General features: G+C 33.7%; 21 protein-coding genes. 11 read left to right on the forward strand and 10 right to left on the reverse strand.

The features are described from left to right. The first annotated feature begins 377 nt into the window (after window positions 1-377). Window positions 378-785: an LNS2 domain-containing protein gene (locus tag J3D55_RS09635; RefSeq protein ID WP_259130649.1), complete on the forward strand. Its 408-nt coding sequence runs from the start codon at window positions 378-380 to the stop codon at window positions 783-785. 89 nt (window positions 786-874) lie between these two features. Further along, window positions 875-1,834, forward strand: coding sequence for a D-2-hydroxyacid dehydrogenase (locus J3D55_RS09640; RefSeq protein WP_259130651.1), 960 nt, complete (start codon window positions 875-877; stop codon window positions 1,832-1,834). A 54-nt stretch (window positions 1,835-1,888) separates the two neighbouring features. On the opposite strand, the gene mscL is transcribed toward J3D55_RS09640, so the two are convergent. Then, a complete protein-coding gene (gene mscL / locus J3D55_RS09645) occupies window positions 1,889-2,272 on the reverse strand; it encodes a large conductance mechanosensitive channel protein MscL (RefSeq protein WP_259130653.1) in 384 nt (127 codons plus the stop codon). 210 nt (window positions 2,273-2,482) lie between these two features. Here mscL and J3D55_RS09650 point away from each other — a divergent pair, with 210 nt between their 5' ends. Next, window positions 2,483-3,997 (forward strand): NAD(P)H-hydrate dehydratase, encoded by a 1,515-nt coding sequence (locus J3D55_RS09650; RefSeq protein ID WP_259130654.1) that lies wholly within the window; start codon window positions 2,483-2,485, stop codon window positions 3,995-3,997. Between the two features lie 113 nt (window positions 3,998-4,110). Here the strand turns inward: J3D55_RS09650 and lgt are convergent, their stop codons facing one another. Next, window positions 4,111-4,977 (reverse strand): prolipoprotein diacylglyceryl transferase, encoded by an 867-nt coding sequence (gene lgt / locus J3D55_RS09655; RefSeq protein ID WP_374759519.1) that lies wholly within the window; start codon window positions 4,975-4,977, stop codon window positions 4,111-4,113. A gap of 435 nt (window positions 4,978-5,412) precedes the next feature. After that, window positions 5,413-5,619 (reverse strand): membrane protein insertion efficiency factor YidD, encoded by a 207-nt coding sequence (gene yidD / locus J3D55_RS09660; RefSeq protein WP_374759478.1) that lies wholly within the window; start codon window positions 5,617-5,619, stop codon window positions 5,413-5,415. 229 nt (window positions 5,620-5,848) lie between these two features. Here yidD and J3D55_RS09665 point away from each other — a divergent pair, with 229 nt between their 5' ends. Next, window positions 5,849-7,126, forward strand: a complete 1,278-nt coding sequence (locus J3D55_RS09665) for a replication-associated recombination protein A (RefSeq protein ID WP_259130657.1) — start codon at window positions 5,849-5,851, stop codon at window positions 7,124-7,126. Window positions 7,127-7,177: 51 nt separating this feature from the next. Here J3D55_RS09665 and J3D55_RS09670 read toward each other — a convergent pair whose 3' ends face one another. The 5 genes from J3D55_RS09670 to J3D55_RS09690 all read right to left on the reverse strand — a co-directional run bounded on the left by J3D55_RS09670 (window position 7,178) and on the right by J3D55_RS09690 (window position 12,736). Further along, a complete protein-coding gene (locus J3D55_RS09670) occupies window positions 7,178-7,609 on the reverse strand; it encodes a hypothetical protein (RefSeq protein ID WP_259130658.1) in 432 nt (143 codons plus the stop codon). Window positions 7,610-7,720: 111 nt separating this feature from the next. After that, window positions 7,721-9,946, reverse strand: coding sequence for a DUF2339 domain-containing protein (locus tag J3D55_RS09675; RefSeq protein WP_259130659.1), 2,226 nt, complete (start codon window positions 9,944-9,946; stop codon window positions 7,721-7,723). 118 nt (window positions 9,947-10,064) lie between these two features. Continuing rightward, the gene (locus J3D55_RS09680; RefSeq protein ID WP_259130661.1) at window positions 10,065-10,790 is read right to left on the reverse strand and encodes a hypothetical protein; all 726 of its coding nucleotides are present in this window, start codon (window positions 10,788-10,790) and stop codon (window positions 10,065-10,067) included. A 346-nt stretch (window positions 10,791-11,136) separates the two neighbouring features. Next, the gene (gene pheA, locus J3D55_RS09685; protein ID WP_259130662.1) at window positions 11,137-11,985 is read right to left on the reverse strand and encodes a prephenate dehydratase; all 849 of its coding nucleotides are present in this window, start codon (window positions 11,983-11,985) and stop codon (window positions 11,137-11,139) included. Between the two features lie 340 nt (window positions 11,986-12,325). Further along, on the reverse strand, window positions 12,326-12,736 hold the full coding sequence (locus J3D55_RS09690) for an acyl-CoA thioesterase (RefSeq protein WP_259130663.1): 411 nt from the start codon (window positions 12,734-12,736) through the stop codon (window positions 12,326-12,328). A 137-nt stretch (window positions 12,737-12,873) separates the two neighbouring features. On the opposite strand from J3D55_RS09690, the gene dnaA reads away from it, so the two are divergent. The 3 genes from dnaA (at window position 12,874) to J3D55_RS09705 (ending at window position 15,633) form a co-directional block, all read left to right on the forward strand. Beyond that, on the forward strand, window positions 12,874-14,328 hold the full coding sequence (gene dnaA, locus J3D55_RS09695) for a chromosomal replication initiator protein DnaA (protein WP_259130665.1): 1,455 nt from the start codon (window positions 12,874-12,876) through the stop codon (window positions 14,326-14,328). Window positions 14,329-14,436: 108 nt separating this feature from the next. Continuing rightward, the gene (locus J3D55_RS09700) at window positions 14,437-14,886 is read left to right on the forward strand and encodes a low molecular weight protein-tyrosine-phosphatase (protein WP_259130667.1); all 450 of its coding nucleotides are present in this window, start codon (window positions 14,437-14,439) and stop codon (window positions 14,884-14,886) included. Between the two features lie 48 nt (window positions 14,887-14,934). Further along, window positions 14,935-15,633, forward strand: coding sequence for an SAM-dependent methyltransferase (locus J3D55_RS09705; protein ID WP_259130668.1), 699 nt, complete (start codon window positions 14,935-14,937; stop codon window positions 15,631-15,633). 168 nt (window positions 15,634-15,801) lie between these two features. Here J3D55_RS09705 and J3D55_RS09710 read toward each other — a convergent pair whose 3' ends face one another. After that, the gene (locus J3D55_RS09710; protein ID WP_259130669.1) at window positions 15,802-16,647 is read right to left on the reverse strand and encodes a DUF4349 domain-containing protein; all 846 of its coding nucleotides are present in this window, start codon (window positions 16,645-16,647) and stop codon (window positions 15,802-15,804) included. Between the two features lie 147 nt (window positions 16,648-16,794). Here J3D55_RS09710 and J3D55_RS09715 point away from each other — a divergent pair, with 147 nt between their 5' ends. Continuing rightward, window positions 16,795-17,862: a DUF2891 domain-containing protein gene (locus J3D55_RS09715; protein WP_259130670.1), complete on the forward strand. Its 1,068-nt coding sequence runs from the start codon at window positions 16,795-16,797 to the stop codon at window positions 17,860-17,862. Window positions 17,863-17,954: 92 nt separating this feature from the next. On the opposite strand, the gene J3D55_RS09720 is transcribed toward J3D55_RS09715, so the two are convergent. Continuing rightward, a complete protein-coding gene (locus tag J3D55_RS09720; protein ID WP_259130672.1) occupies window positions 17,955-18,428 on the reverse strand; it encodes an Mpo1 family 2-hydroxy fatty acid dioxygenase in 474 nt (157 codons plus the stop codon). 70 nt (window positions 18,429-18,498) lie between these two features. Here J3D55_RS09720 and J3D55_RS09725 point away from each other — a divergent pair, with 70 nt between their 5' ends. The 3 genes from J3D55_RS09725 (at window position 18,499) to J3D55_RS09735 (ending at window position 21,880) form a co-directional block, all read left to right on the forward strand. Further along, window positions 18,499-19,332, forward strand: coding sequence for a helix-turn-helix domain-containing protein (locus J3D55_RS09725; RefSeq protein WP_259130674.1), 834 nt, complete (start codon window positions 18,499-18,501; stop codon window positions 19,330-19,332). 101 nt (window positions 19,333-19,433) lie between these two features. After that, window positions 19,434-20,744: a TolC family protein gene (locus J3D55_RS09730; protein ID WP_259130675.1), complete on the forward strand. Its 1,311-nt coding sequence runs from the start codon at window positions 19,434-19,436 to the stop codon at window positions 20,742-20,744. A 20-nt stretch (window positions 20,745-20,764) separates the two neighbouring features. Next, on the forward strand, window positions 20,765-21,880 hold the full coding sequence (locus J3D55_RS09735) for an HlyD family secretion protein (protein WP_259130676.1): 1,116 nt from the start codon (window positions 20,765-20,767) through the stop codon (window positions 21,878-21,880). The last annotated feature ends 77 nt before the right edge of the window (window positions 21,881-21,957 follow it).

Genomic DNA, 21,957 nt, shown 5'->3' on the forward strand with positions numbered 1-21,957 from the left:
GTTTTTGTATAGAAAGACTTTGGATCTCTACTAAAACAGAATCCGCTATTCTTTTAAACGCAAAGATTATAATTACATTCCGAATTATTTTAGAATGCAAAGGCAAATAAATTTGCTTCGCGAAGCGTGAAAACAACGCTTCATCAAATCAACTTGTTGATTTATCTTTGCTCACTTCATATTAAGCACTATTGAATTAAATCTTTGCGTTAAAAATTAGTAGTGATTTTAAAATTTCAAGCATAATTACAGAAACACAAGCTATTAACTGATTTTATTCATTAAACAATAGCTTATCCAACGGAAATTTAATATAAACTAAGTTTCACGGGTTGGTTTGGGGTAAAAACCGTAACTTTGCAATTCAAATTTTTAGGATGCAATTAGAGTACATAGAACACATTAGTCCGATTCTAAAGGACGGCGTAAAAAACTATCTTATTGATATTGATGGAACGATCACGGAAGACGTTCCCAACGAAGAACCTGAAAGAATGGTAACTTGTGAGCCTTTTCCGGATGCCTTGGAAACAATCAACAAATGGTATGACGAAGGACACCAAATCTGTTTCTTTACTTCAAGAACAGAAAATCTGAAGCAGATCACGATGGATTGGCTAGATAAACACGGTTTCAAATATCACAGTGTTTTGTGTGGAAAGCCAAGAGGTGGAAATTACCACTGGATCGACAATCATTTGGTGAGAGCGACAAGATACAAAGGTAAATTTACAGATCTTGTTGAAAAACAGGTAACTATTGAGGTTTTCAAAGAAGAGGAATAAAAATTTATTGTAAAGATTAAACGATTAAATTATCAATAGTGATTCTTGAAACGTTTAGTATTATAATTATTAAATCTATAAAAAGTTTTATGAAAGTTTTAGCAAACGATGGCTTGGATCAGTCTGGTATTGACGCATTGATTGAGAAAGGTTTTGAGGTGATTACTACAAAAGTTCCGCAGGAATCTTTAGTAGATTATATTAATGAGCACAAGATCCGTGCAATATTGGTGCGCAGTGCGACACAGGTAAGAAAGGATATTATTGATAATTGTCCGTCTATCGAGATCATCGGAAGAGGTGGAGTAGGAATGGATAATATCGATGTAGAGTATGCAAGAGAAAAGGGTCTTCATGTGATCAATACGCCTTCTGCTTCTTCGGAATCGGTTGCTGAATTGGTTTTTGCACACTTATTCTCCGGAGCAAGATTTTTGCAGGATTCAAACAGGAAAATGCCTTTAGTAGGCGATACAGAATTTGCAGGCTTGAAAAAAGCATACACTGCAGGTATCGAACTGAAAGGAAAAACCATCGGTATTGTTGGGATGGGAAGAATCGGTCAGGAAGTAGCAAAAATCGCTTTAGGACTTGGTATGAGAGTGATTGCAGCAGATAACAATATCGGGAAAGCAACCATCAAAGTTACTTTTTACAACAAGCAGTTTATTAATGTAGACATTGAAACAGAGCCGCTTCAGGATGTTTTACAGCATTCGGATTTCATTACGCTTCACGTTCCGGCTCAGAAAGACGGGTACATGATTGGTAAAAATGAATTTGAAATGATGAAAGACGGTGTAGCGATTGTAAACTGTTCGAGAGGTGGAGTAATCGATGAAACCGCTTTAATTGAAGCATTGGATTCAGGGAAAGTGAAGTTTGCAGGTCTTGATGTTTTCATCAATGAACCAACACCTTCAAAAGAAATTCTTACCCATTCAAAAATCTCTTTAACGCCTCACACAGGAGCATCAACTCTGGAAGCTCAAGACAGAATTGGTCTTTCTTTGGCAGAGCAGATTTCTAGTATTTTACAGATTCAATAATTAATTTTATTGTTAAAATATAAAAAGCACTTCAATTTGAAGTGCTTTTGTTTTTTATAAACTGTTTTTACTTTTAAGTAAATCTCGGATTTCCATTAATAATTTTTGGTCTTCCGTTGGTCCTGCAGGAGCAGCTTCTTCCGGTTTTTTATTAAGACTGTTGATCCCTTTAATTAATAAAAATAAAACAAAAGCCACAATAAGAAAGCTAATGACCGATGATAAAAAATTACCATATTTTACACCATTCCAGGAAAGTTCTGCAATGTTTTTTACATTCGCTTTTTCCAACGCTGGGTTTAGAAGAAGCGGAGTGATGATATCGTCCACAAATGACTTTACAATGGCACTGAAGGCAGCTCCAATGATGACACCGACTGCAAGATCAATGACATTACCTTTGAAAGCAAAATCTTTAAATTCTTTTACAAATCCCATAGTTTATATTTTTTTAAGTATTATATCACAAAAGTAGGGTTTAAGATACAAAAAAAATTATATTTTCCCCATTTTCTGGATTAAAAATAAGTGAATTATTGTAAAATGTAAATATTTAATCTTTTTATAAAGTTTGGTTGATTTTATTTCAATACCGTTTGAAATTTCTTTTGTAAATTGCTGTTAGTACAATAAAAAGCCACTTCAAGTATGAAAATTTTCACAGCAGAACAGATTCGCAATTGTGATGAGTATACTATAAAAAATGAACCTATTTCATCTATACAATTAATGGAAAGAGCCGCAGAGTCTAGCGTTGACTGGATTTTTGAGAACTGTAAAAATCATAGAAATTTTGTGATTTTCTGCGGAAGCGGAAATAACGGAGGCGATGGTTTTGCAATTGCCAGAATGTTATATTTAAAAGGTTTTGATGTAGATGTCTTCACCAATTTAAAAGCAAAATTTTCACCTGATGCCAATAATAATTTTAAAGATTTAAAAGAAATTTCAGGAATATCGGTTAAAGAATTTAAAGATGCCAAAGAGTATCGTTTTGATAACAGAACAGTAGTTATTGATGCACTTTTTGGAACAGGATTATCAAAAAATTTGGAAGGAGAATTGAAAGATTTAGTTGAATTTTTAAACCTGAAAAATAATATTAAAATTTCCATAGACCTTCCTACAGGTCTTTTTGCCGATAAAATTTCTTCGCCGGATTCTACGATTTTTAAAGCCGATTATACGTTGAGTTTCCAATTCTGGAAAAGAACGTTCCTTCACCCGGAATCGGGAAAATATACTGGGAAAGTTCGGATTTTAGATATAAATTTAAGTTCAGATTATATTTCGGAAACAGCAACGAATGATTTTGTTATTGATGATGATATTATTAAAAATATTTTCAAAATCAGAGATGAATTTTCACATAAAGGAACGTATGGAAAAGTGACAATCGTCGGAGGAAGTTATGGTAAAATCGGTGCGGCTGTTCTTGCCACAAAATCAGCATTGAAAACCGGTGCGGGTCTTACTTTTACGCTTGCTCCAAAATGTGGCTATGAAACCTTGCAGACTTCCAATCCTGAAGCCATGTTTATTGAAGGCGGAACAGATTTTGTGAATGATTTTGAAGTGAATGAAAACTCGGTTTATGGCATTGGTCCAGGTTTAGGAACCAACGAAGAAACAGCAAAAAATTTCCTGAAATTTTTAAAAGATTATTCAAAACCGTTGATTTTAGATGCAGATGCACTCAACATTATTTCGCAGGATAAAAAGAATTTAAAATTAATTCCCGCAAAATCAATTATCACCCCACATCCGAAAGAATTTGAAAGACTATTCGGAGCAACAGAAAACTCTTTCGAAAGAGTAGAATTAGCAAAAAATAATGCAAAAGAACTTGGTATTTATATTGTTTTAAAAGATCATCATACACAAGTTGTAACTCCGCAAGGACAGGTTTTTTATAATATTACAGGCAATTCCGGATTAGCGAAAGGCGGAAGCGGAGATGTTTTGACGGGAGTTTTAACCTCATTTTTAGCTCAAAATTATTCTGAAGAAGAAAGTGCCATTTTAGGAGTTTGGTTTCATGGAAAAGCCGCAGAATTTGCATCAGAAAAACACTCTAAAGAATCAATGCTTCCGAGAGATGTTATTGATGAATTCGGAAATGTTTTTCTGGAATTAAATGCAAAGCTGGAAAGAGCTTTATGATATAGAATAAAAAGAAAATAAGGTAAATAAAAAGGAAGTCTGCAATTATACAGACTTCCTTTTTTATATTTTACGGTTAAAATTCCGTTTTAAATTTCAACTTTTGTTAAAAATTATTCGGGTTTTTCGTTTTCAGCCTGAGTAATTTTGAACTTTTTAGAAATAATCATGATAACAACTCCGGCAAGCATGAAAGGAATTGATAAAACCTGTCCTGTATTTAATCCTCCGATATGGATAAATTCATCTCCTTGTGGTTCTTTCAAGAATTCTACAAAGAATCTGATTGCCCAAAGAATGATGAAAAATAATCCGAATAACCATCCTTGCTGATATTTTTTGTTGGTTTTTTTGTATAAAATCCATAATAAAACAAATAGACAAACGTATCCGAAAGCTTCAAATAATTGTGCAGGATAACGAGGAATCGTTACACCATATTCGCTGCTTTGCTGTGGGAAAAGTAAGGCAAAAGGTGAATTTGGATCAACAGGCTTACCGATAATTTCAGAATTAAAAAAGTTACCCATTCTTACAAAAGCACCGCCTAAAGAAACTACAATTCCTAATCTGTCATATACCCAAAACGGATTTTTCTTGATGATTTTAAATGAATAATATAAGGTTGTAAAAATCAAAGCGATTGTTGCTCCGTGACTTGCCAATCCTGAAAATCCTGTGAATTTAAAGCCGTTTTTAGTACTTATCGGTAAAAATACACTCCAGAAATCTTCTTTAAAAAGTTCGGGTTGATAGAAAATGACGTGTCCCATTCTTGCTCCAAGAATCGTCCCGACCAACGTCCATGTAAAAAGAGGCTCTAAATATTTCTGATTAACATTATCGATTTTGAAAATTCTGTTCATTAAAACATATCCGAAACCGAACGCGAAAATGAACATTAAGCTATAAAAATGCAAGGTAACAGGTCCTAATTGAATTCCTTTTGAAGGATCCCAGATTTTGAAAGACGTTTCCAGACTTACATTATCTGTATCTGCAAGAGGTTTGTTCGATTTTACTGCATATTTAAAATGTTCAATATTATCTTTGGTTGCAGCCGTTTCAATCAGTTTGAAATTTTTGTCTAAAAACTGATATTTTGCATCTTTAAGTTTAGTTAAAGTCAATGCACTGAAATTAAAATAGGCAGGTTCGAAATTTGATTCGTTCAGAATGATTAGCACGTTTCCGTCTACTTTTCTGTCAGGAAATACATTCAGATCTCCCAATTCTGTTGTGGCGTAGATTTTTACAGGAATATCTGTGGAGTTTACTTTTAAAGTTCCGTCAGACATTCCGTTCGGATAATTTTGCGCAAAAAGACATTGGGTAATGAACGCGAAGATTACGAGATAGATTCTGAAAAAAATATTACTCATTTCTATTTTTTTAGTAGTTTGATTATTTAAAATTTACTTTTTCGGGGGAACGGGATCATAGCCGCTTCCTCCCCAAGGATGACATTTTGAAATTCTTTTTATACCCAGCCAAAACCCTTTAAAAACACCGTGTACCTGCAATGCTTTTACCATATAATGCGAACAGGTTGGTTCATACCGACAGTTTTTGGGAAGTAAAGGCGAAATAAACCATTGGTAAAATCTGATGAGTATTACCAAAGGAAAAGTGACTATTTTGTTGAGTGTAAGTTTCAAAACAATGCAAAAATAGGGTAAAAAATTGAAAATTAGTTTAAATTTGTTAGAAGTTTCCGGACAGCAAACAGGCGTTCGTCGGAGAAATTCCGGTGTTGGTCGATTTGTGGATTTTATAGGTTTGCAATCGTGAAAATTATAGCTGTTCTGAAAACTTTTTTCATACAAATACTTTAAATCAAATCTAAAAATCTTGAACCAAAATATTCCATTAGCTGAAAAATTAAGACCGAAAACTTTAGATGAAGTTCTGGGGCAGGAACATCTGACCGGAGAAAAGGGGACGATCAGGAAAATGTTGGAGAATAATTCGTTGAATTCTCTGATTTTCTGGGGACCACCGGGAACGGGGAAAACAACATTAGCGGAAATTATTTCTGAAAAATCGGGAAGAAAATTTTATAAGCTTTCTGCTGTTTCTTCGGGAGTGAAAGACGTTCGTGATGTGATAGAAGATGCTAAAAAGCAGAACCTTTTTTCAGGAAAATCGCCGATTCTTTTTATTGATGAAATTCACCGTTTTAATAAATCGCAACAGGATTCTCTACTTCATGCGGTAGAAAAAGGCTGGATTGTTTTAATTGGAGCGACAACGGAAAATCCGAGTTTTGAGGTGGTTTCGGCTTTGCTTTCCAGAAGTCAGGTGTATGTTTTGAAGGCTTTAAGCTATGAAAAACTGGAAGAATTGGTTGATATCTCTTCAGAAAGTTTTAATAAAGATGAAAATACAGATTTTAAAATTCTTGAAAAAGAAGCGTTCATTCAATATTCCGGAGGTGATGCAAGAAAGCTGATCAATTCTGTGGAGTTGGTTTTAAATCAATATAAAAACTCTGCAAAAACAGAAATCAAAAATGAAGATGTTCTGGAGGTTTTACAGGAAACAATGGCGCTTTATGATAAAAACGGCGAACAGCATTACGATATTATTTCGGCTTTCATCAAATCTATGCGTGGAAGCGATCCGAATGGTGCGGTATATTGGTTGGCGAGAATGATTGCCGGTGGTGAAGATATTAAATTCATTGCGAGAAGAATGTTGATTTTGGCGGCGGAAGATATTGGGTTGGCCAATCCGAATGCTTTGGTGGTTGCGAATAATTGTTTTCAAGCGGTGAATGTGATCGGAAATCCTGAAGCGAGGATTATTTTGAGTGAAGCGGCTGTTTATCTTGCGGTTTCTCCGAAAAGTAATTCTGCGTATATGGCGATAAATGATGCGCTGGCTTTGGTGAAAAAAACAGGAAATCTGCCGGTTCCTCTGCATTTAAGAAACGCTCCGACAAAGCTGATGAAAGATCTGGATTATGGGAAAGAATATAAATATGCACATTCCTACGAAGGAAATTTTGTAAACCAAAGTTTTCTTCCGGAAGAAATTGAGGATGTAAAATTGTATGAACCCGGAAATAACTCTACAGAAAAGAAAATCTACGAAGAACTAAAGAAAAAATGGAACAATAAATACTAAAAAAAGGATACTCAAACGAGTATCCTTTTCATTTAAATATGATCTGAGAAATTACTTTTTTGTAATAATTGATACGGCTTTGCTGCCTTTGTTATCAATAACTTCCGTGTTTCCTAAGATATCTCCGAATACTAAAGTATCAGTATTTGTAAATTCATATCCGTCGATGAAAACAGGAGTGTTTTTTGCAAGTCCATATTGTGCATTAAGCTCAGACAAAGGAAGTCTGTCTAAAACACCTTGACCGCTTTTCAATTTGTATTCTACCAAACCGTTTTCAGCAATATAACCGAATTTTTTCAGGTTTTGAGGAAGAGTGGCAGCTTTATAAGTTTGTGTACTCTGAATTCTGCTTTTGTAAGCATTAAACATATCTACCGTTCCAACAATATCATTGGCAACTGCAAATTTTGTAGCTGTGTTCTTCTGTGCAAACAAAGTCGCAGAAGACAATAGTAAAAAAGAGTAGAGTAATTTTTTCATAATGTTTAGGAATAAGTAACTGTTAAAAACTTGATAAATATAGTTATTTTTTATAAAATGTGAATAAAATTTTACATTAAATTACATAATAATTACAAATAAAGTCTTTTATTAGGATTCTGAATTATGTATTTGTTGGTTTTCATCTTTATTTTCAACAAGATTTTTAATAATTTTCTTTACTCTCTGGAACAAAAATGAACTTAGTAATAAGATGATTCCCAATATAATGAAGGCAATAATTCTTGATACATTGTCCATTTTCCAGACATCATAAAGGTATAATTTTAAGATCATGATAAATATTAATGCAAAACCAATTTTGTTGTATTCTGAAACATCGCTTTTTAATCCTTTATAAATGAAAATGCTCGCAAGAATTGTCCAAATAATTGGCAGATATAACAAAGTAAAATGTTGTCCAAGTTTTCCTATTTCTGAAATTTGACTGGCATTAATCAATAAATATAAATGATACAATTCGTTGCTTACAGCTGTAACAAAAGCGATTGCGATGAACCAGAATGAAAATTTTATGTTGAAGAAATCAGATTTAGGTAAAATATTCAACATGATATAAATGAAAGGAATCCAATATAGAAGGTATAATCCATAAAAGCTAAACTGAACTTTTTTCAATAAAATTTGAGAAATAATTCCGGAACCTGAAATTAAAGTATCAATAATGATTAAAGATAAAAACAAGTATAAAAGGGCGGTTTCCAGTATTTTATTAATCTCCAGTTTCTTTCTGAACAATAATATCATAAAAATATAATACAGACTGAAAATTGTGGCAACACTGAAAATCACAATCCAAGGTTTTTCGGAAATGTGATATAGGATTTCGAGTAAAAGGGCAATATAAATTACGGCATAACTTACCACCGTAAAGACATTTTCAAAGAAATCGGTATTTCTATTTTCTGTGTCGGAAAGTTTTCTTAATAGAATTAAATTAACGAAAGTTGTAATTACCGTTACCAGACTCGTCAAAAATACCGGATTAAAAACTATAGTGAGATTTTTTGCATCAAGATATTCCGTCCAAGTCATGAGCTGCGCCAAAATTACCAAAGGAAACAAGACATAGAAAGCTATTTTAAAAATATTGAGATTATTGGTTTTTTTCCAGATAAATAGAAGCAACGTCGCTTCAATCGCCCAAACACTGGTAATTAAATGGGTTTTAAACTGTAAAGCAACGGCAACCGTGATTAAACTGATCGTAATCCCAGTAAAAACAGAATAATTGATACCAAAACTCTTTTTTGAATATTCTCTGTAAAGCAATCCTAAATTAACCAAAGCAAAGCCAATCGGGAAAATAATAACCGGTTCGTATTGTAATGTATTAAAAATATAAACCAAACCGATGATACTGGTGAAATTTATTAAGACAAGCATTAAAATATCAAAAGAAGGTAAAATGCCTTTTTTAAAATAATGTTGTAAAGCAAACGAATAGAAAATAATATAACTGGCAATATAAAAATAGACATTCAGGATTTCTGTTTTTTCGGCCGTCCAGAAAAAAAGATAAATCGTAGTAAAAATAAAAGAAACCCAGCCGACGCTTTTCCAATTTTTTAAGAATACTACAGCCAACATTCCAATGTTTAAAACGGTAAGATAAGTGAAGAGGAAAGGGTAATTGCTTTGTCCTGTACTGATAATTAACGGAGCTAAAAATCCACCAAATAAAGAGAAAATAATTAATATTTCACTTTTATAATAATAGGAAAGCGCGATAGAAAGTAAAGTAATTAGACAGGTAATTGAAAAGGCAATATTCTGCGAAAACAAATGATATTCCCGAAAGGCAATGGTAATCGTAAAGTACAAAACAGCAATTCCGCCGCCCGTAATAATGGATGCAAAAACCGAATAGTTTTTCCTTAAAAAATTACCGGTTACAATAATTGCGGCTCCCACCAGAAATCCGATTCCTACTCTTGGTGTTTCCCCGATCCAGTTTTTGTCGAGTGCGTATTTTACAAAATATCCGATTCCTAAAACAAGGGTAAAAATCCCGATGATCGCTAAAGCATTTTGCTTAAAAAAATCAAAAACAGGGAGAAGCCAATCTTTTTCTTCTTTGGCTGGAGTATCATTATCTAATTCAGGATCATTTATATTGAAATGCTCATCTTGGATTATTGGTGAAACAGTTGAAGTTGGTATCGTTTGTTCTTCTTTTATTTCTGAAACCTTTTCTTGATTAGCAAATTTCTTATTAAGCTCAGAAATCTCTTTTTCTAACTTCTTAACTTTACTATTTAGATTGTTAAACAAAATAGCGAATATTACTACTAAAAAGATCAGTGGGTAAATCATTTTTTACTTTTTGATAAATCAAATATAATCAAATGTTTCCCTATAAACGAATTAATCCATCATACAACGTACGATGGATTAATTCTGTAGAGTGATTAAACTACTATATAAAAATTTCTTAATTCGATACTTTATAAATGTAGAAAGAACTTGTACTTGATCCTATTAGACCAACATTAAGAAGAGAAGATCCTGTAAGTCCAAAAGAGATTTTATCTCCAGCTTGTAATGGATAAAGTGAATCAACTGTTGCTTCAGAGATTGTTAAGCTTAATAAAATAAGATTCGCACCGCTGAATGGTCTGTTGTCAATAATCGTTGCTACACCCGCTCTCGTTCTTACGATTCCTACTCCCGGTGAGTTTGATAAGATTGCAGCCTGAAGTCCTGTTCCATAACGGAAAGTAAATCCAATAGCGTAAGTTCCGTTTGAAGGAATTGTATAGGTGTTATCAGTATCAGAAAACAGGGCAGCGCTACCTACAGTTCTTTCTGCAGCCAAAAAGTTTACCCCTTGGAATCCTGCAGGAAAAATCCCTAGATTTAATAAGCTTATACCTGCTGTTTTTTTTGCGCTGTAAACAGTTGTATTTACTCCGTTGTTAATAACATAACTAGCAAGAAGTTGCGGGTCTACCTGAGAAACTTGGTTATCTCCTCCTGTATTTTGGTTCAATGCCAAAATTTGGTATCCAGGTAAAGTAGCTACGGTAGGAGTTTGTCTGATTTTAGCAGTTCCGTTAATGTCTAAAGTCGCTGAAGGGGTAGTAGTATTAATACCCACTTGAGCGGAGATCGAGATAGACATAATGGCCAAAAATGCGCTACAAATTTTAGTTTTCATGTTTAAAAATTTAAATTAGTTAATGGTTTATCCTCAGTTAGTTTCGTGTCAAAGATACATCAAATATCAAGCATAATAAAATTTTATCTTTAAATAATTTTTAATATTAGATAATTATATATGCTAATAATGTAATTATAAAATTATTTTATTTAAGTAAAATTTTTAAACCCCCTTGTGTTATAGGTTTTTAAGATAATGCTAATATGATATATCTTTATATTGATTAACTAATTGATGGATTATAGTTTGTAATAAAATTAAAACTTTTTTCCCATAAAAAGCAAATTTCATCCTCATTAATTTTAAAAAAAATATAAAAAAGAGAGGGAATATGAACAGAATCTTAACTTTTTAAAAGGAATTCTTTGTAATTTCCGAGAAAATCAACTTGTGCATGCAGCGTTTTTAATTCCTCCAAGGCATTTTGATGTAAAACAGAATCCCATTTTCCGACAACGTTGATGAAGAAGAAGTAATTCCCCAATCCGGTTTTCAATGTTCTGGATTCTATTTTGCTAAGGTTCATTTTTCGCCATGCAAAAACCGACAACACCTGATGAAGTCCTCCCGCATGATCTTCAGGAAGAGTAATTAACATTCCCGATTTTTCCCCTAAAATTATTAAATCACTATTTTCATAAATATTCTGATGCTTCGAAATAATAATAAAGCGCGTATGATTTTGTTCAAAATCCTGAATATTTCTATGAATAATTTTCAACCCATACAAATTAGCCGCAAACTGATTCGCAACTGCTGCCAGATTTCTGTCCGGATTTTCAGAGACGTGTTTTGCCGCCGCTGCTGTAGAAGAATAATCCTGCTTCTGAATTTCCTTAAATTGTTGATCCAAAAAATGAAAACTTTGTGCTAAAGCTTGTGGATGCGAGTAAATTTTCTCAATATTTTCAATATCACAATCTGCATGTACCATCAAATGGTGAGCGATGGGCATCACAGCTTCAGCTTCAATCTTGATCTGAGACGTTTTATACAAATAATCCAGCGTCATAGAAACCGTTCCTTCAATAGAATTTTCTAATGGAACAACAGCTTTTTCTACTTCTCCGTTTTCTACCGCCCTAAAGCAATCTAAAATATTAGCTTGTGGCAACAATTCTTCATTCGTGAAAAGCTGAGTCGCAGCAAGTTGTGTAAAACTCGCTTGCGGACCCAAATAAGCAATCTTCATTATATTTTATTTTTTTAATTTGATTAAAGAGTTGTTGAAGTTTTTATAGGAACATAAATGCGCTTGAACTTATAAAAATATAGCCACAAAAGTAACAAAATCTATTTTTAACCTTTTTAAGTTCGCTTATTGTAAAAAAAAGTAAAAATTTAAAGAAGATGAAAAAATCAAATATTTTTTAAAAATTGTATACTTTTTTTGAGTAAACGGATCAACTTAAAATAATTTATATACTAATTTTTTGTATCTTTATCTGGTTAGGATAATAGTTTAAAAGTAGAACACAGATTAGTAACTTAAGAGACTGAGCGCTATAACTTAGACTCTGATTTTTGAAGCCTTATTTGCTCCAGTTTTCTTCAATTAACTTCATCAGATAATCCGGACATTTTACCACTTTTTTTGTTTTTGCATCCAAAAAGAAAAGGGTAGTGGAAGCTTCCGTAATTTTAATATTTTCTTCATTAAAAATTTCATATTCGAATTCAATTCTTACTCCTGGAATTTTTTTTACGAAAGTATGAATTTCTAATTTTTCATCATAAAAAGCTGGTCGCAAATACTTAATTTTATAGTCCGAAACGGGGAGCCAAATTCCTTGATTTTCAATCTCATTATATGATATTCCGATGCTTCTAAAAAGCTCAACTCTGGCAATTTCAAAGTACTGTGCGTAGTTGCCGTAGTAGACGTATTTCATGGGATCTGTTTCTGCGTAACGTACTCGTAATGAGTGTTTTGTGTGTATCATTTTTATTACTCTATTATACATACAAATATATTTTTTAATAATCAATAACTGTAGAATTTTTTTTTAAAATAAAAAATGAGACCTTTGTCCTCCTTCTGAAAAACGGTAAAAACTAAAGAATCAATCAGGGCTTAATTATGGATGGAAATTTAATGTTGATATGGCAGAAATGCCTTCAGTTCATGCGCGATAATTTGAATGCTGCTGAAGACAATTCTGATCTGAAAAAACTTGAAAAATCTTTCGATTTACTATTCGACAAGGTGCAACCAATTTCGTTGGTTGACAACAACCTTACGTTGATGGTACCGAGTGATTTTTACAAGGAATATATAGAGGACAATTACCTGTCCTTACTTTCTGCTGCCCTGAAGAAAAATATAGGTAAAGGAGTGAAATTATGGTATTCTGTAATGGAAAATAAACCTACCGGTTTAGAAAAACCCGTTACCATGAATATGAAAGGGAAAAGTGTTCCCACTCCGAGAGTGCAGGAAACGATGCCGCAAGGTTTTTCGTCTAATATTGTGAACCCGTTTGTGGTTCCGGGAATCAAAAAGGTAAATATTGATTCTAATTTGAAATCAGATTTCTCTTTTGACAATTATGTGGAAGGAGAAAGCAATAAATTTGCTGCAACAGTAGCAAGATCGATTGCTAAAAGACCGGGTGCGACGGCTTTCAACCCATTATTTTTATATGGAGGTTATGGTGTTGGAAAAACTCACTTAGGACAAGCCGTAGGTTTGGAAGTGAAAAGCCAGTTTCCGGATAAAGTAGTTCTTTATTTGTCTTCCGAAAAATTCATTCAGCAATTTATTTCGGCAGCAAAAGCTCATAAACAAACGGAATTTGCAAATTTCTATCAGATGGTTGATGTTTTAATCATTGATGATATCCAGTTCTTGTCTGGAAAATCTGCAACTCAGGACAGTTTCTTCCATATTTTTGATCATTTGCATCAAAACGGAAAGCAGATTATCCTTACTTCTGATAAGGCTCCTGCAGATATCATGGATATTCAGGACAGGATTGTTTCGCGTTTCAAATGGGGACTTTCTGCAGAAATTAAATCTCCGGATGTACAGACTCGTAAGAAAATCATCATCGATAAATTAAGCAGAGACGGAATCGTTTTGACGGATGATATGCTTGATTTCCTTGCTATTGAAACAAAAACAAACGTAAGAGAGCTTATCGGAGTTATTAATTCTGTGATTGCATATTCTACGGTTTATAAGACAGATCTAAGTCTGGAATTGTTGAAAGATACGATCAGTAAGATCGCTGCAAACCAGAAAAAAATCATCAATATTCCTTATATTCAGGATGTTGTGTGTGATTATTTCGGTATCAAAAAAGAGCAGCTTTTATCTAAAACAAGAAAAAGAGAAATCGCTCTTCCAAGACAATTGGCAATGTATTTTTCAAAAGAACTTACAAATGCTACTTTCACTAAAATTGGTGAAGAAATGGGAGGGAAAGACCACTCAACGGTAATGTACGCTTGCGACACCATCAAGGATGTTTCTAAGATCGACAAAGAAGTGAAGAAGTACGTGAAGGAATTGGGTGAGAGAATTAAACAATAAGAAATAATTTAATTTAAATATAGAAAATGGAGAATAATTTTATTCTTCATTTTTTGTTTAGTTTTGTTGATTAAAGAAGATTATTCATTCAATTTTAAATCAGAAACAATGAAAATATTAATGGTTTGTTTGGGAAATATTTGCAGAAGTCCTTTAGCAGAAGGAATTATGAAAACAAAAGTCCCTGAAAACTTTTTTGTAGATTCAGCCGGAACCATTTCTATGCACGAAGGAAAACATCCGGATAAAAGATCGATAAAAACAGCCGCAAATCACAATATTGATATTTCAAAACAAAGATCAAGACCTATTACAACAGCAGATTTTGAGATTTTTGATAAAATTTATTGTATGGATATCGATGTGATGGCAGATGTGGTTTCAAAAACCAACAACGAAGAACAGAGACAGAAAGTTTCTTTATTCATGGAGGTTTTGGGCGATCATAAAAATGCAGAAGTTCCGGATCCTTATTGGGGCGGAATGGAAGAATTTGAAAATGTTTTTCAGCTTTTGGAAAAAGGCTGCAGCAAAATTGCCGAACAGATCTTACCATAATCTTCATTTGTTTTTAACTAAATTTCAAACTTCATAAATATAATAAAAATGCTTTTTTTACTTCCAGCTTATTTATCCGAAAATACTTCTATCACGCATTTTTCGCCTGTTATCAAAGAGTACATCATGCAAACGGATTACTTTTTTGTGGAAAATGAAAAGACCGCAAGAAAGGTCGTTAAATTTTTCGCTCCCGAGAAGAAACAGTCAGATTTGAAGCTTTTCCTTTTGGATAAATACACAGAAAATGCAGATATAAAAGAAGCTCAGGACAGAATGCTTAATGGGCAAGATTTCGGATTGCTTTCTGAAGCCGGACTTCCGTGCATCGCCGATCCCGGAAACCTGATTGTAAAATGGTGTCACGAAAAAAACATCAGAGTTATCCCTATTTCAGGACCTTCATCGATTATTTTAGCATTAATTTCAAGTGGTTTCAACGGGCAGGAATTTACTTTCAACGGATATTTGCCAATTGAAAAAGGGGAAAAGAAAAAACAGATTTTACGCTTAGAAAGTATGGTTCAGAATACCGGATATTCCCAGATTTTCATGGAAACGCCTTACAGAAACAATGCGCTTTTTGAAGATTTAACGAAGTCTTTATCTCCAAATACAAAGTTGTGTATTGCCGCAAATATCAACGATCCGGAGCATGAATTCATCAAAACAAAAACCATCAAAGAGTGGCAAAAACAAAAACCGGAACTTCATAAAATCCCGGCTGTATTTGTTTTGGGTAAATAGTTTCTCATTAGGTTTTTTAGCAAAGCAATCTTTAACAAAAAATAACCAATAAGTTTGTCATTCCGCAGGAATCTATGCTGCTTAAATAAAAAATTGTTGCTTAGATTCCTACGGAATGACAAATATTGTGAATAGATTTATTTTTAACAGAATCAGTAATTCTAAAAACTACTTTTTCTTCCTATTTCTCCATTTTTTCCAAAGCAAAACAACAACGGGAATCAATAAAAAGAACGGCCAAAGCGAAATAACACCAAGGAAAAAAGCAACAAAACTATTCCAGCCTTCCGTTACAGAATCTCCGAAACGGCTTCCAAAACCTATTGTTGAAGTGGCTGAACTTCTCACTTTTTCTTTATATAAACTTAAATTCAAAGTGCTGTAATTCACTCTGTCATCAATAAAACGAAGTCTGCCTTCTGAAACATCAATTTCATCTTCCAGTTCACGGATATTTTCCTGAATTTCCAGAATGTCTTTTGTCGTTTTCGCACTTTTAAGCATATCGCGATATTTTTCAAGATAGATTTTCTTGTTTCCTAATTTGATAGAAACGTCGGTATATTCTTCTGTCACGTCATCTGAAGAAATATTTTTCGACAAAACTGATCCCATTCCATCAGAAAAAGAATTCACCAAAACATCAAAATTTTTATGCGGAACTCTGATGGTAATATCCAGATTTTCATTTCTGTCTGTATTCTGAAACTCTTCTTTCTGAACGTAAGCTTTGTTGTTTTTTATAATTTCATCGACTTGATTATGAGCTTTTTTAATATCTCCAACCTGAATTCTCATGTCCCCGTTTTTGATAATTTTTTTGGAGATTGTATTCGTATTTGCCAAAGTTACTTCTGAAAGAGAATTTGGAGAAGGGAATACGATAGCTGCATCAACCTTGTCTTCCTGCGGAGCCATCATTGCCATTTCTTTAGGAGATTCATTGGCAATTGTTTTATTTTTTTTGCAATTTATAAGAAATAAACAAAGTAATGGTATAAATAGTTTTCTCATGAATAAGTTTTGCTGAATCTTATCAAAAACTATGCTTAAAGTTGATATTTAATTATAAATTTTTAATAAATGATGATATTTTTTGTAAATACTTTATTTAATGCTATCTTAAGCCACAAAAATCAAATTAATTTATATTTTTATTGAATGAAAAAAAGTCTTTTAGCAATTATATTTTTTCCATTTTTGATGTACGCTCAGGAAATTCCGAAACTGACGAACGAAATGGCGATTAAATTATCCGAAAAACCGCTTCACTGCATCAATCAGGAATATCCGAACAAAACCGCGCATATCATCAATACAGCAAACGAAGTTCCGTTAACTCCAAAAGACCTGCATCCAAGTTTTTATGGTTGTTTTGATTGGCACAGCTCTGTTCATGGGCATTGGATGCTGGTTCGATTGCTAAAGACAAAACCCGATTTGTCAATTGCAAAAAACATTGAAAAAATTCTTGAGAATTCGTTTCAAAAGGAAAAGCTTCAGACCGAGGCAGATTATTTTACAAAATATCAGTTAACCACAACGTTTGAAAGGACTTATGGTTGGGCTTGGTTGCTAAAACTGGATGAAGAATTACTAACTTGGGACAATCCGAAAGCGAAAATATGGCATGAAAATTTAAAACCTTTAACGGATAAAATTTTAGCTTCATGGAAAACGTACCTTCCAAAACAAACGTACCCAAACAGAACTGGAGTTCATCCGAATACGGCTTTTGCAATGGTTTTTGCACTCGATTGGGCAAGAGCAAATCATGATAAAGAGTTTGAAAATCAATTGGTAGAAAGGGCAAAATATTTTTATCTAAATAATACTAAAACACCCGCTTATCTTGAACCCGATGGTTCCGATTTCTTTTCGCCGAGTTTAGAAATTGCAGATTTGATGCGAAGAGTTCTTCCTCAAAAAGAATTTGTAAAGTGGTTCAATAATTTCTATGAAAAGCGAAGTTTAGAGAATATTGAAAAGATTCCTGTTGTAAGTGATTTGAGCGATTATCAAACAGTTCATTTGGTCGGATTATCGTTTACGAAAGCTTGGTGTATGAAAGGAATTGCAAAGTCACTTCCTGATAATCATCCCTTAAAAAAGGATTTTCAGAAAACCGCAACTGTATTTTTAAATAACGGACTTCCCTTACTTTTCCAGGGAAATTACGGTGGCGATCATTGGTTAGCAAGTTTTGCAGTCTATGCTTTGGAAGATTAAAAAGGCTTGAAGATGGAAGATAGAGGCATGAAGTTTTCTCACTCTGCATAAACTTCCCTCTTCCCGCATCCATACTTCCATACCCAAACTATCTAATACTTGATTCCCAGTTTTTTAAGAATAAAGCTTAAAAGCCAGATGGGTCCTATTAAAAGAAATTGTAAATCTTTTAAGAAAGAGGGTTTTTTACCTTCAATTTTGTGCCCTACAAACTGTAAAATCCATGTAATTACAAAAACTGCTAAGAAAAAGATCCATGATTTTCTTGTGAATGTTACATTAACTAATGATACAAAATGTTCCATTAATAGCATAACGAAAAACATAATTAACGCGATTCTCCATGATAATCGGAAATAAAAAATGGTGACTAAAGTGATGGCGATAAAACTTGCAATGCTCAGAAAACCATAGTATTTCAGATACATATTTGGGGTCGGAATATATGAGATAAAACCTAAAATTGTCCAGAAAATCAAAGGTACACAGATCCAGTGAATGAATTTGTTGGTTGCGTTTCTGTGACTTTCGCTGTATTCTGCAAATAATAAATCGATCTTTCTCATAATGACAAATTGTAAAATACTAAAATAATAAATTTTTGCAATCGCTGGATATATTGGTTAAATTTGTGTTATGTCTGTCTTAGAAAAATTCGGGGTTGAGATTTTTACACATTATAATCTTTTCGAGAGAGTAGCTGTCGGAAAGCCTTTTCGTCTTGATAATCCGGCGTTTATCTTTGTTAAAAGCGGGAAATTAATCCTTCGCCAACATTTCAGTGATCTTGAAATTTCTGAGAATATGTTTATGGTAACAGATCCGCAAACGGTGTATGAAATTGTTTCCGTAAGCGATGATTTTCAGTCGAGAATGGTGGCTTATAAAAGAGAATTTATTACTGCTTTATCATTGAGGTTCAATAAATTAATAAGCTATCGTTACTTTAGACAGCAGATGAATCGCGGTGTTCCTTTTGAACCGGAAGAAATGGAAGTGGTTTGGAAAAGCGTGAATTTTCTTAAATATATTTTAGACCGGGAAACAGAAGTTTTGTACAAAAAAGAAGTGGTAGAACATCTTTTTTCTGTTTTTTGTTATCAAATGGTTGGGATTATTTCGAAGGAAGACAATAGCTCAGTGAATCAGATGTCGAGACAAGAAGAAATTGTTTTTCTTTTTTTGACAGATCTTGCGCAACTTTACCATATCAATCGCACCGTTGAGTTCTACGCCGAGCGACAACGGATTACAACCAGACATCTTTCTTCGGTGATCAAGACGGTTACGGGAAAGTCGGCGAGTCAGATCATTGCTTCCATTGTTGTTAATGAAGCGAAAATGCTTTTAAACTCCTCCAATAAGCCTGTTTCAGAGGTTTCGAATGCGCTTGGTTTCAGCGATCAATACTCATTTTCTCACTTTTTTAAGAAACATTTAGGAATCAGTCCAACTCAATACAGGAATTGATCTGAAAATCGAGATCCTACATTTGAACATCTTTTTCCAATTCTGAATCATTTGATTGAGTTTTGTGCTATCATAACTTTGCATCTGTAAAACAAGGTAAAATGGTACACAATATAAAAGCAGCAATATCACTCGTGATCGCTTTATTTCCGGCGCTGTTTTTTTCACAACAAATAAGAGAGATGACAGCGAAGGAGATCGCCGAACTGGCGGTTCAGAATCATCGACAATTAAAAGTTTCAGCACAAAATATTGATATTGCTAAACAGAATATTAATGTTACAAAGCTTCAAAAACTGCCTACAATTACAGCTTCTATGAGCCAATTTTATTTGGGAGATGTCCTTGCGATCGACAAAGATTTTTCAAATTCTACCAATATTCCGATGCCTCATTACGGAAGTTCTTACGCTGTACAGGCGACTCAATTGATTTTCAAAGGAGGTTTGGTGAATAAATCGATCGAAATGGCCGGACTCCGTGAACAGCTATCAAAATTAGATTTTGAAAAAAATGTACAAGACGTGAAATTCTTGGTGATTTCAAGTTATCTGGATGTTTATAAAATTTTAAATCAGGAATCTGTCTTTCAAAACAACAAAAAACTGGCTCTGGAAAGATTAAAAAATATTCAAAAATTTTATCAGCAGGGAATGGTGACGCGAAATGAAGTAATTCGTGGTGAATTGGCAATCAAAAACTTAGATCAGGGAATTTTGACGTTGATGAATAATAAGAAAATTCTTAATTATAATTTAAGTACAGCTTTGAGTTTACCTCTTGATACTGAGATTATTCCGATTGAAGAGTTAACCAACAAAGAATCCGGAATCGGCATGGATTATTATATTGATCTTGCTCACAGCAGCAATCCACAAATGAAATCAGCCAAAACAAATATCGATGTTGCCGATAAAAATATTGAGATCATTAAAACCGATAAAGCACCTACTGTAGCCGGATTTGGAGGTTACAGCTTACAAAGACCGATTACCAATAGAAATCCTGTTGTGGATATGTACGCAGGAGGTTGGCAAACGGGTGTTTCTTTAAGCTATAATATTGATAATCTGTTTAAAACAAAGCAAAGAGTAAAGCTTGGTGAGTTACAAAAAACACAGGCAAACGACGCAATGATTCTTGTTGAAGATAATATCAATATGGGAGTAAATGCGGCTTATGTAAAGTATCAGGAATCTATTCAACAAGCTGATATTCTGAATGATGCTAAAAGATTAGCCGAAGAAAACTACAAGATTACAGAAGCTAAGTACTTGAACCAATTAGCGGTACAGGCGGAAATGATCGACGCACAGAATCAAAAATTACAGTCGGAATTAGATTATGCCAATGCCGAAATCAATGTCTTGTATCAATATTATAATCTTCTGAAATCTACAGGAACTCTTTAATTTTTAAAAACTAAAAAACAATGGAAAACAAGGAACAAACTCCTCAAAATATACAGTCAACTCCCGCAACATCAAGCGCTGAAACAAAGAAAAAGGAAACCAAAAAGAATAAATTAAAAGCCATTATATCAAATATTGTTGTTTTTCTGATCATCGGTTTTGGGTTGTATTGGTTGGTTCGTCAATATTTTCATATCGGAGATAAAACGTATACGGAAGCCGCTCAGGTTGAGGAATTTATCAATCCGATCAACACGCGAGTTTCGGCTTATATCAAAGAAATTAAATTCATTGAACATCAAAACGTTAAAAAAGGAGATACGTTGGTAATTTTAGATGATCGTGAAATTTTAACACAAATCGGTCAGGCTGAGGCGGCTTATCAAAATGCTTTGGCTCAACGTGTGGCAACCGGTTCTTCCGTAAACACCGTTTCTAATAACGTCAATGTAATGGAATCTAATATTGCAGGAGCAAGAGCAAGATTGTGGAATGCCGAACAGAATTTAAACCGATATAAAAATCTTCTGGCTTCGGAAGCCGTGACAAGACAGCAATACGATCAGATAAAAACTGAATATGATGCGCAAAAAGCGGCTTACGAAATGTTGGTTAATCAAAAACAATCCGCCAATCTTTCTACGACAGAAGTAAAAAGTAAATTCGGAATTATCGATGCTGAAATAAAAAGAACAAAATCTGCGTTGGATATGGCAAAAATCAATCTTTCGTATACTGTAATTACGGCGCCTTATGACGGTGTGATGGGAAGAAGAGCTATTTCTGAAGGGCAGTTAATTCAACCCGGACAACAAGTGGCAACCATTGTTCTGAACGGACAAAAATGGGTAACTGCCAACTTTTTGGAAAGCCAAATGCCAAATATAAAAATCAGTGAAAAAATGATGATGACAGCAGATGCATTGGGTGGACAAAAATTTGAGGGTGTTGTAACGGCAGTTTCTGCGGCAACAGGTTCAAGATATTCTAATGTTCCGACGGATAATTCTACGGGTAACTTTATCAAAGTTCAGCAAAGAATCCCTGTGAGAATCGAGTTTACAGCTTCCAACAAAAAAGAAGATATTGCTAAACTGAGCGCAGGTATGAATATGAACATTCAGATTAATAAGTAGATTTTTGGAGGGAAGCTGGATGCAGGAAGAAGGAAGTTTATGCGGTGCAAAAGGACTTCCAGCTTCCATCTCCAAAC

Source organism: Chryseobacterium ginsenosidimutans (assembly GCF_024807225.1).
Classification (GTDB): domain Bacteria; phylum Bacteroidota; class Bacteroidia; order Flavobacteriales; family Weeksellaceae; genus Chryseobacterium; species Chryseobacterium ginsenosidimutans.

Excerpts from the sequence above, each read along its gene's own strand:
- dnaA (WP_259130665.1), top strand. The coding sequence starts at position 12,874 with ATGGATGGAAATTTAATGTTGATATGGCAGAAATGCCTTCAGTTCATG.
- J3D55_RS09670 (WP_259130658.1), bottom strand. The coding sequence starts at position 7,609 with ATGAAAAAATTACTCTACTCTTTTTTACTATTGTCTTCTGCGACTTTG.
- J3D55_RS09675 (WP_259130659.1), bottom strand. The coding sequence starts at position 9,946 with ATGATTTACCCACTGATCTTTTTAGTAGTAATATTCGCTATTTTGTTT.
- J3D55_RS09680 (WP_259130661.1), bottom strand. The coding sequence starts at position 10,790 with ATGAAAACTAAAATTTGTAGCGCATTTTTGGCCATTATGTCTATCTCG.
- J3D55_RS09720 (WP_259130672.1), bottom strand. The coding sequence starts at position 18,428 with ATGAGAAAGATCGATTTATTATTTGCAGAATACAGCGAAAGTCACAGA.
- J3D55_RS09635 (WP_259130649.1), top strand. The coding sequence starts at position 378 with ATGCAATTAGAGTACATAGAACACATTAGTCCGATTCTAAAGGACGGC.
- J3D55_RS09640 (WP_259130651.1), top strand. The coding sequence starts at position 875 with ATGAAAGTTTTAGCAAACGATGGCTTGGATCAGTCTGGTATTGACGCA.
- J3D55_RS09730 (WP_259130675.1), top strand. The coding sequence starts at position 19,434 with ATGGTACACAATATAAAAGCAGCAATATCACTCGTGATCGCTTTATTT.
- J3D55_RS09650 (WP_259130654.1), top strand. The coding sequence starts at position 2,483 with ATGAAAATTTTCACAGCAGAACAGATTCGCAATTGTGATGAGTATACT.
- J3D55_RS09690 (WP_259130663.1), bottom strand. The coding sequence starts at position 12,736 with ATGATACACACAAAACACTCATTACGAGTACGTTACGCAGAAACAGAT.
- J3D55_RS09710 (WP_259130669.1), bottom strand. The coding sequence starts at position 16,647 with ATGAGAAAACTATTTATACCATTACTTTGTTTATTTCTTATAAATTGC.
- pheA (WP_259130662.1), bottom strand. The coding sequence starts at position 11,985 with ATGAAGATTGCTTATTTGGGTCCGCAAGCGAGTTTTACACAACTTGCT.
- J3D55_RS09725 (WP_259130674.1), top strand. The coding sequence starts at position 18,499 with ATGTCTGTCTTAGAAAAATTCGGGGTTGAGATTTTTACACATTATAAT.
- mscL (WP_259130653.1), bottom strand. The coding sequence starts at position 2,272 with ATGGGATTTGTAAAAGAATTTAAAGATTTTGCTTTCAAAGGTAATGTC.
- J3D55_RS09715 (WP_259130670.1), top strand. The coding sequence starts at position 16,795 with ATGAAAAAAAGTCTTTTAGCAATTATATTTTTTCCATTTTTGATGTAC.
- J3D55_RS09705 (WP_259130668.1), top strand. The coding sequence starts at position 14,935 with ATGCTTTTTTTACTTCCAGCTTATTTATCCGAAAATACTTCTATCACG.
- J3D55_RS09735 (WP_259130676.1), top strand. The coding sequence starts at position 20,765 with ATGGAAAACAAGGAACAAACTCCTCAAAATATACAGTCAACTCCCGCA.
- J3D55_RS09700 (WP_259130667.1), top strand. The coding sequence starts at position 14,437 with ATGAAAATATTAATGGTTTGTTTGGGAAATATTTGCAGAAGTCCTTTA.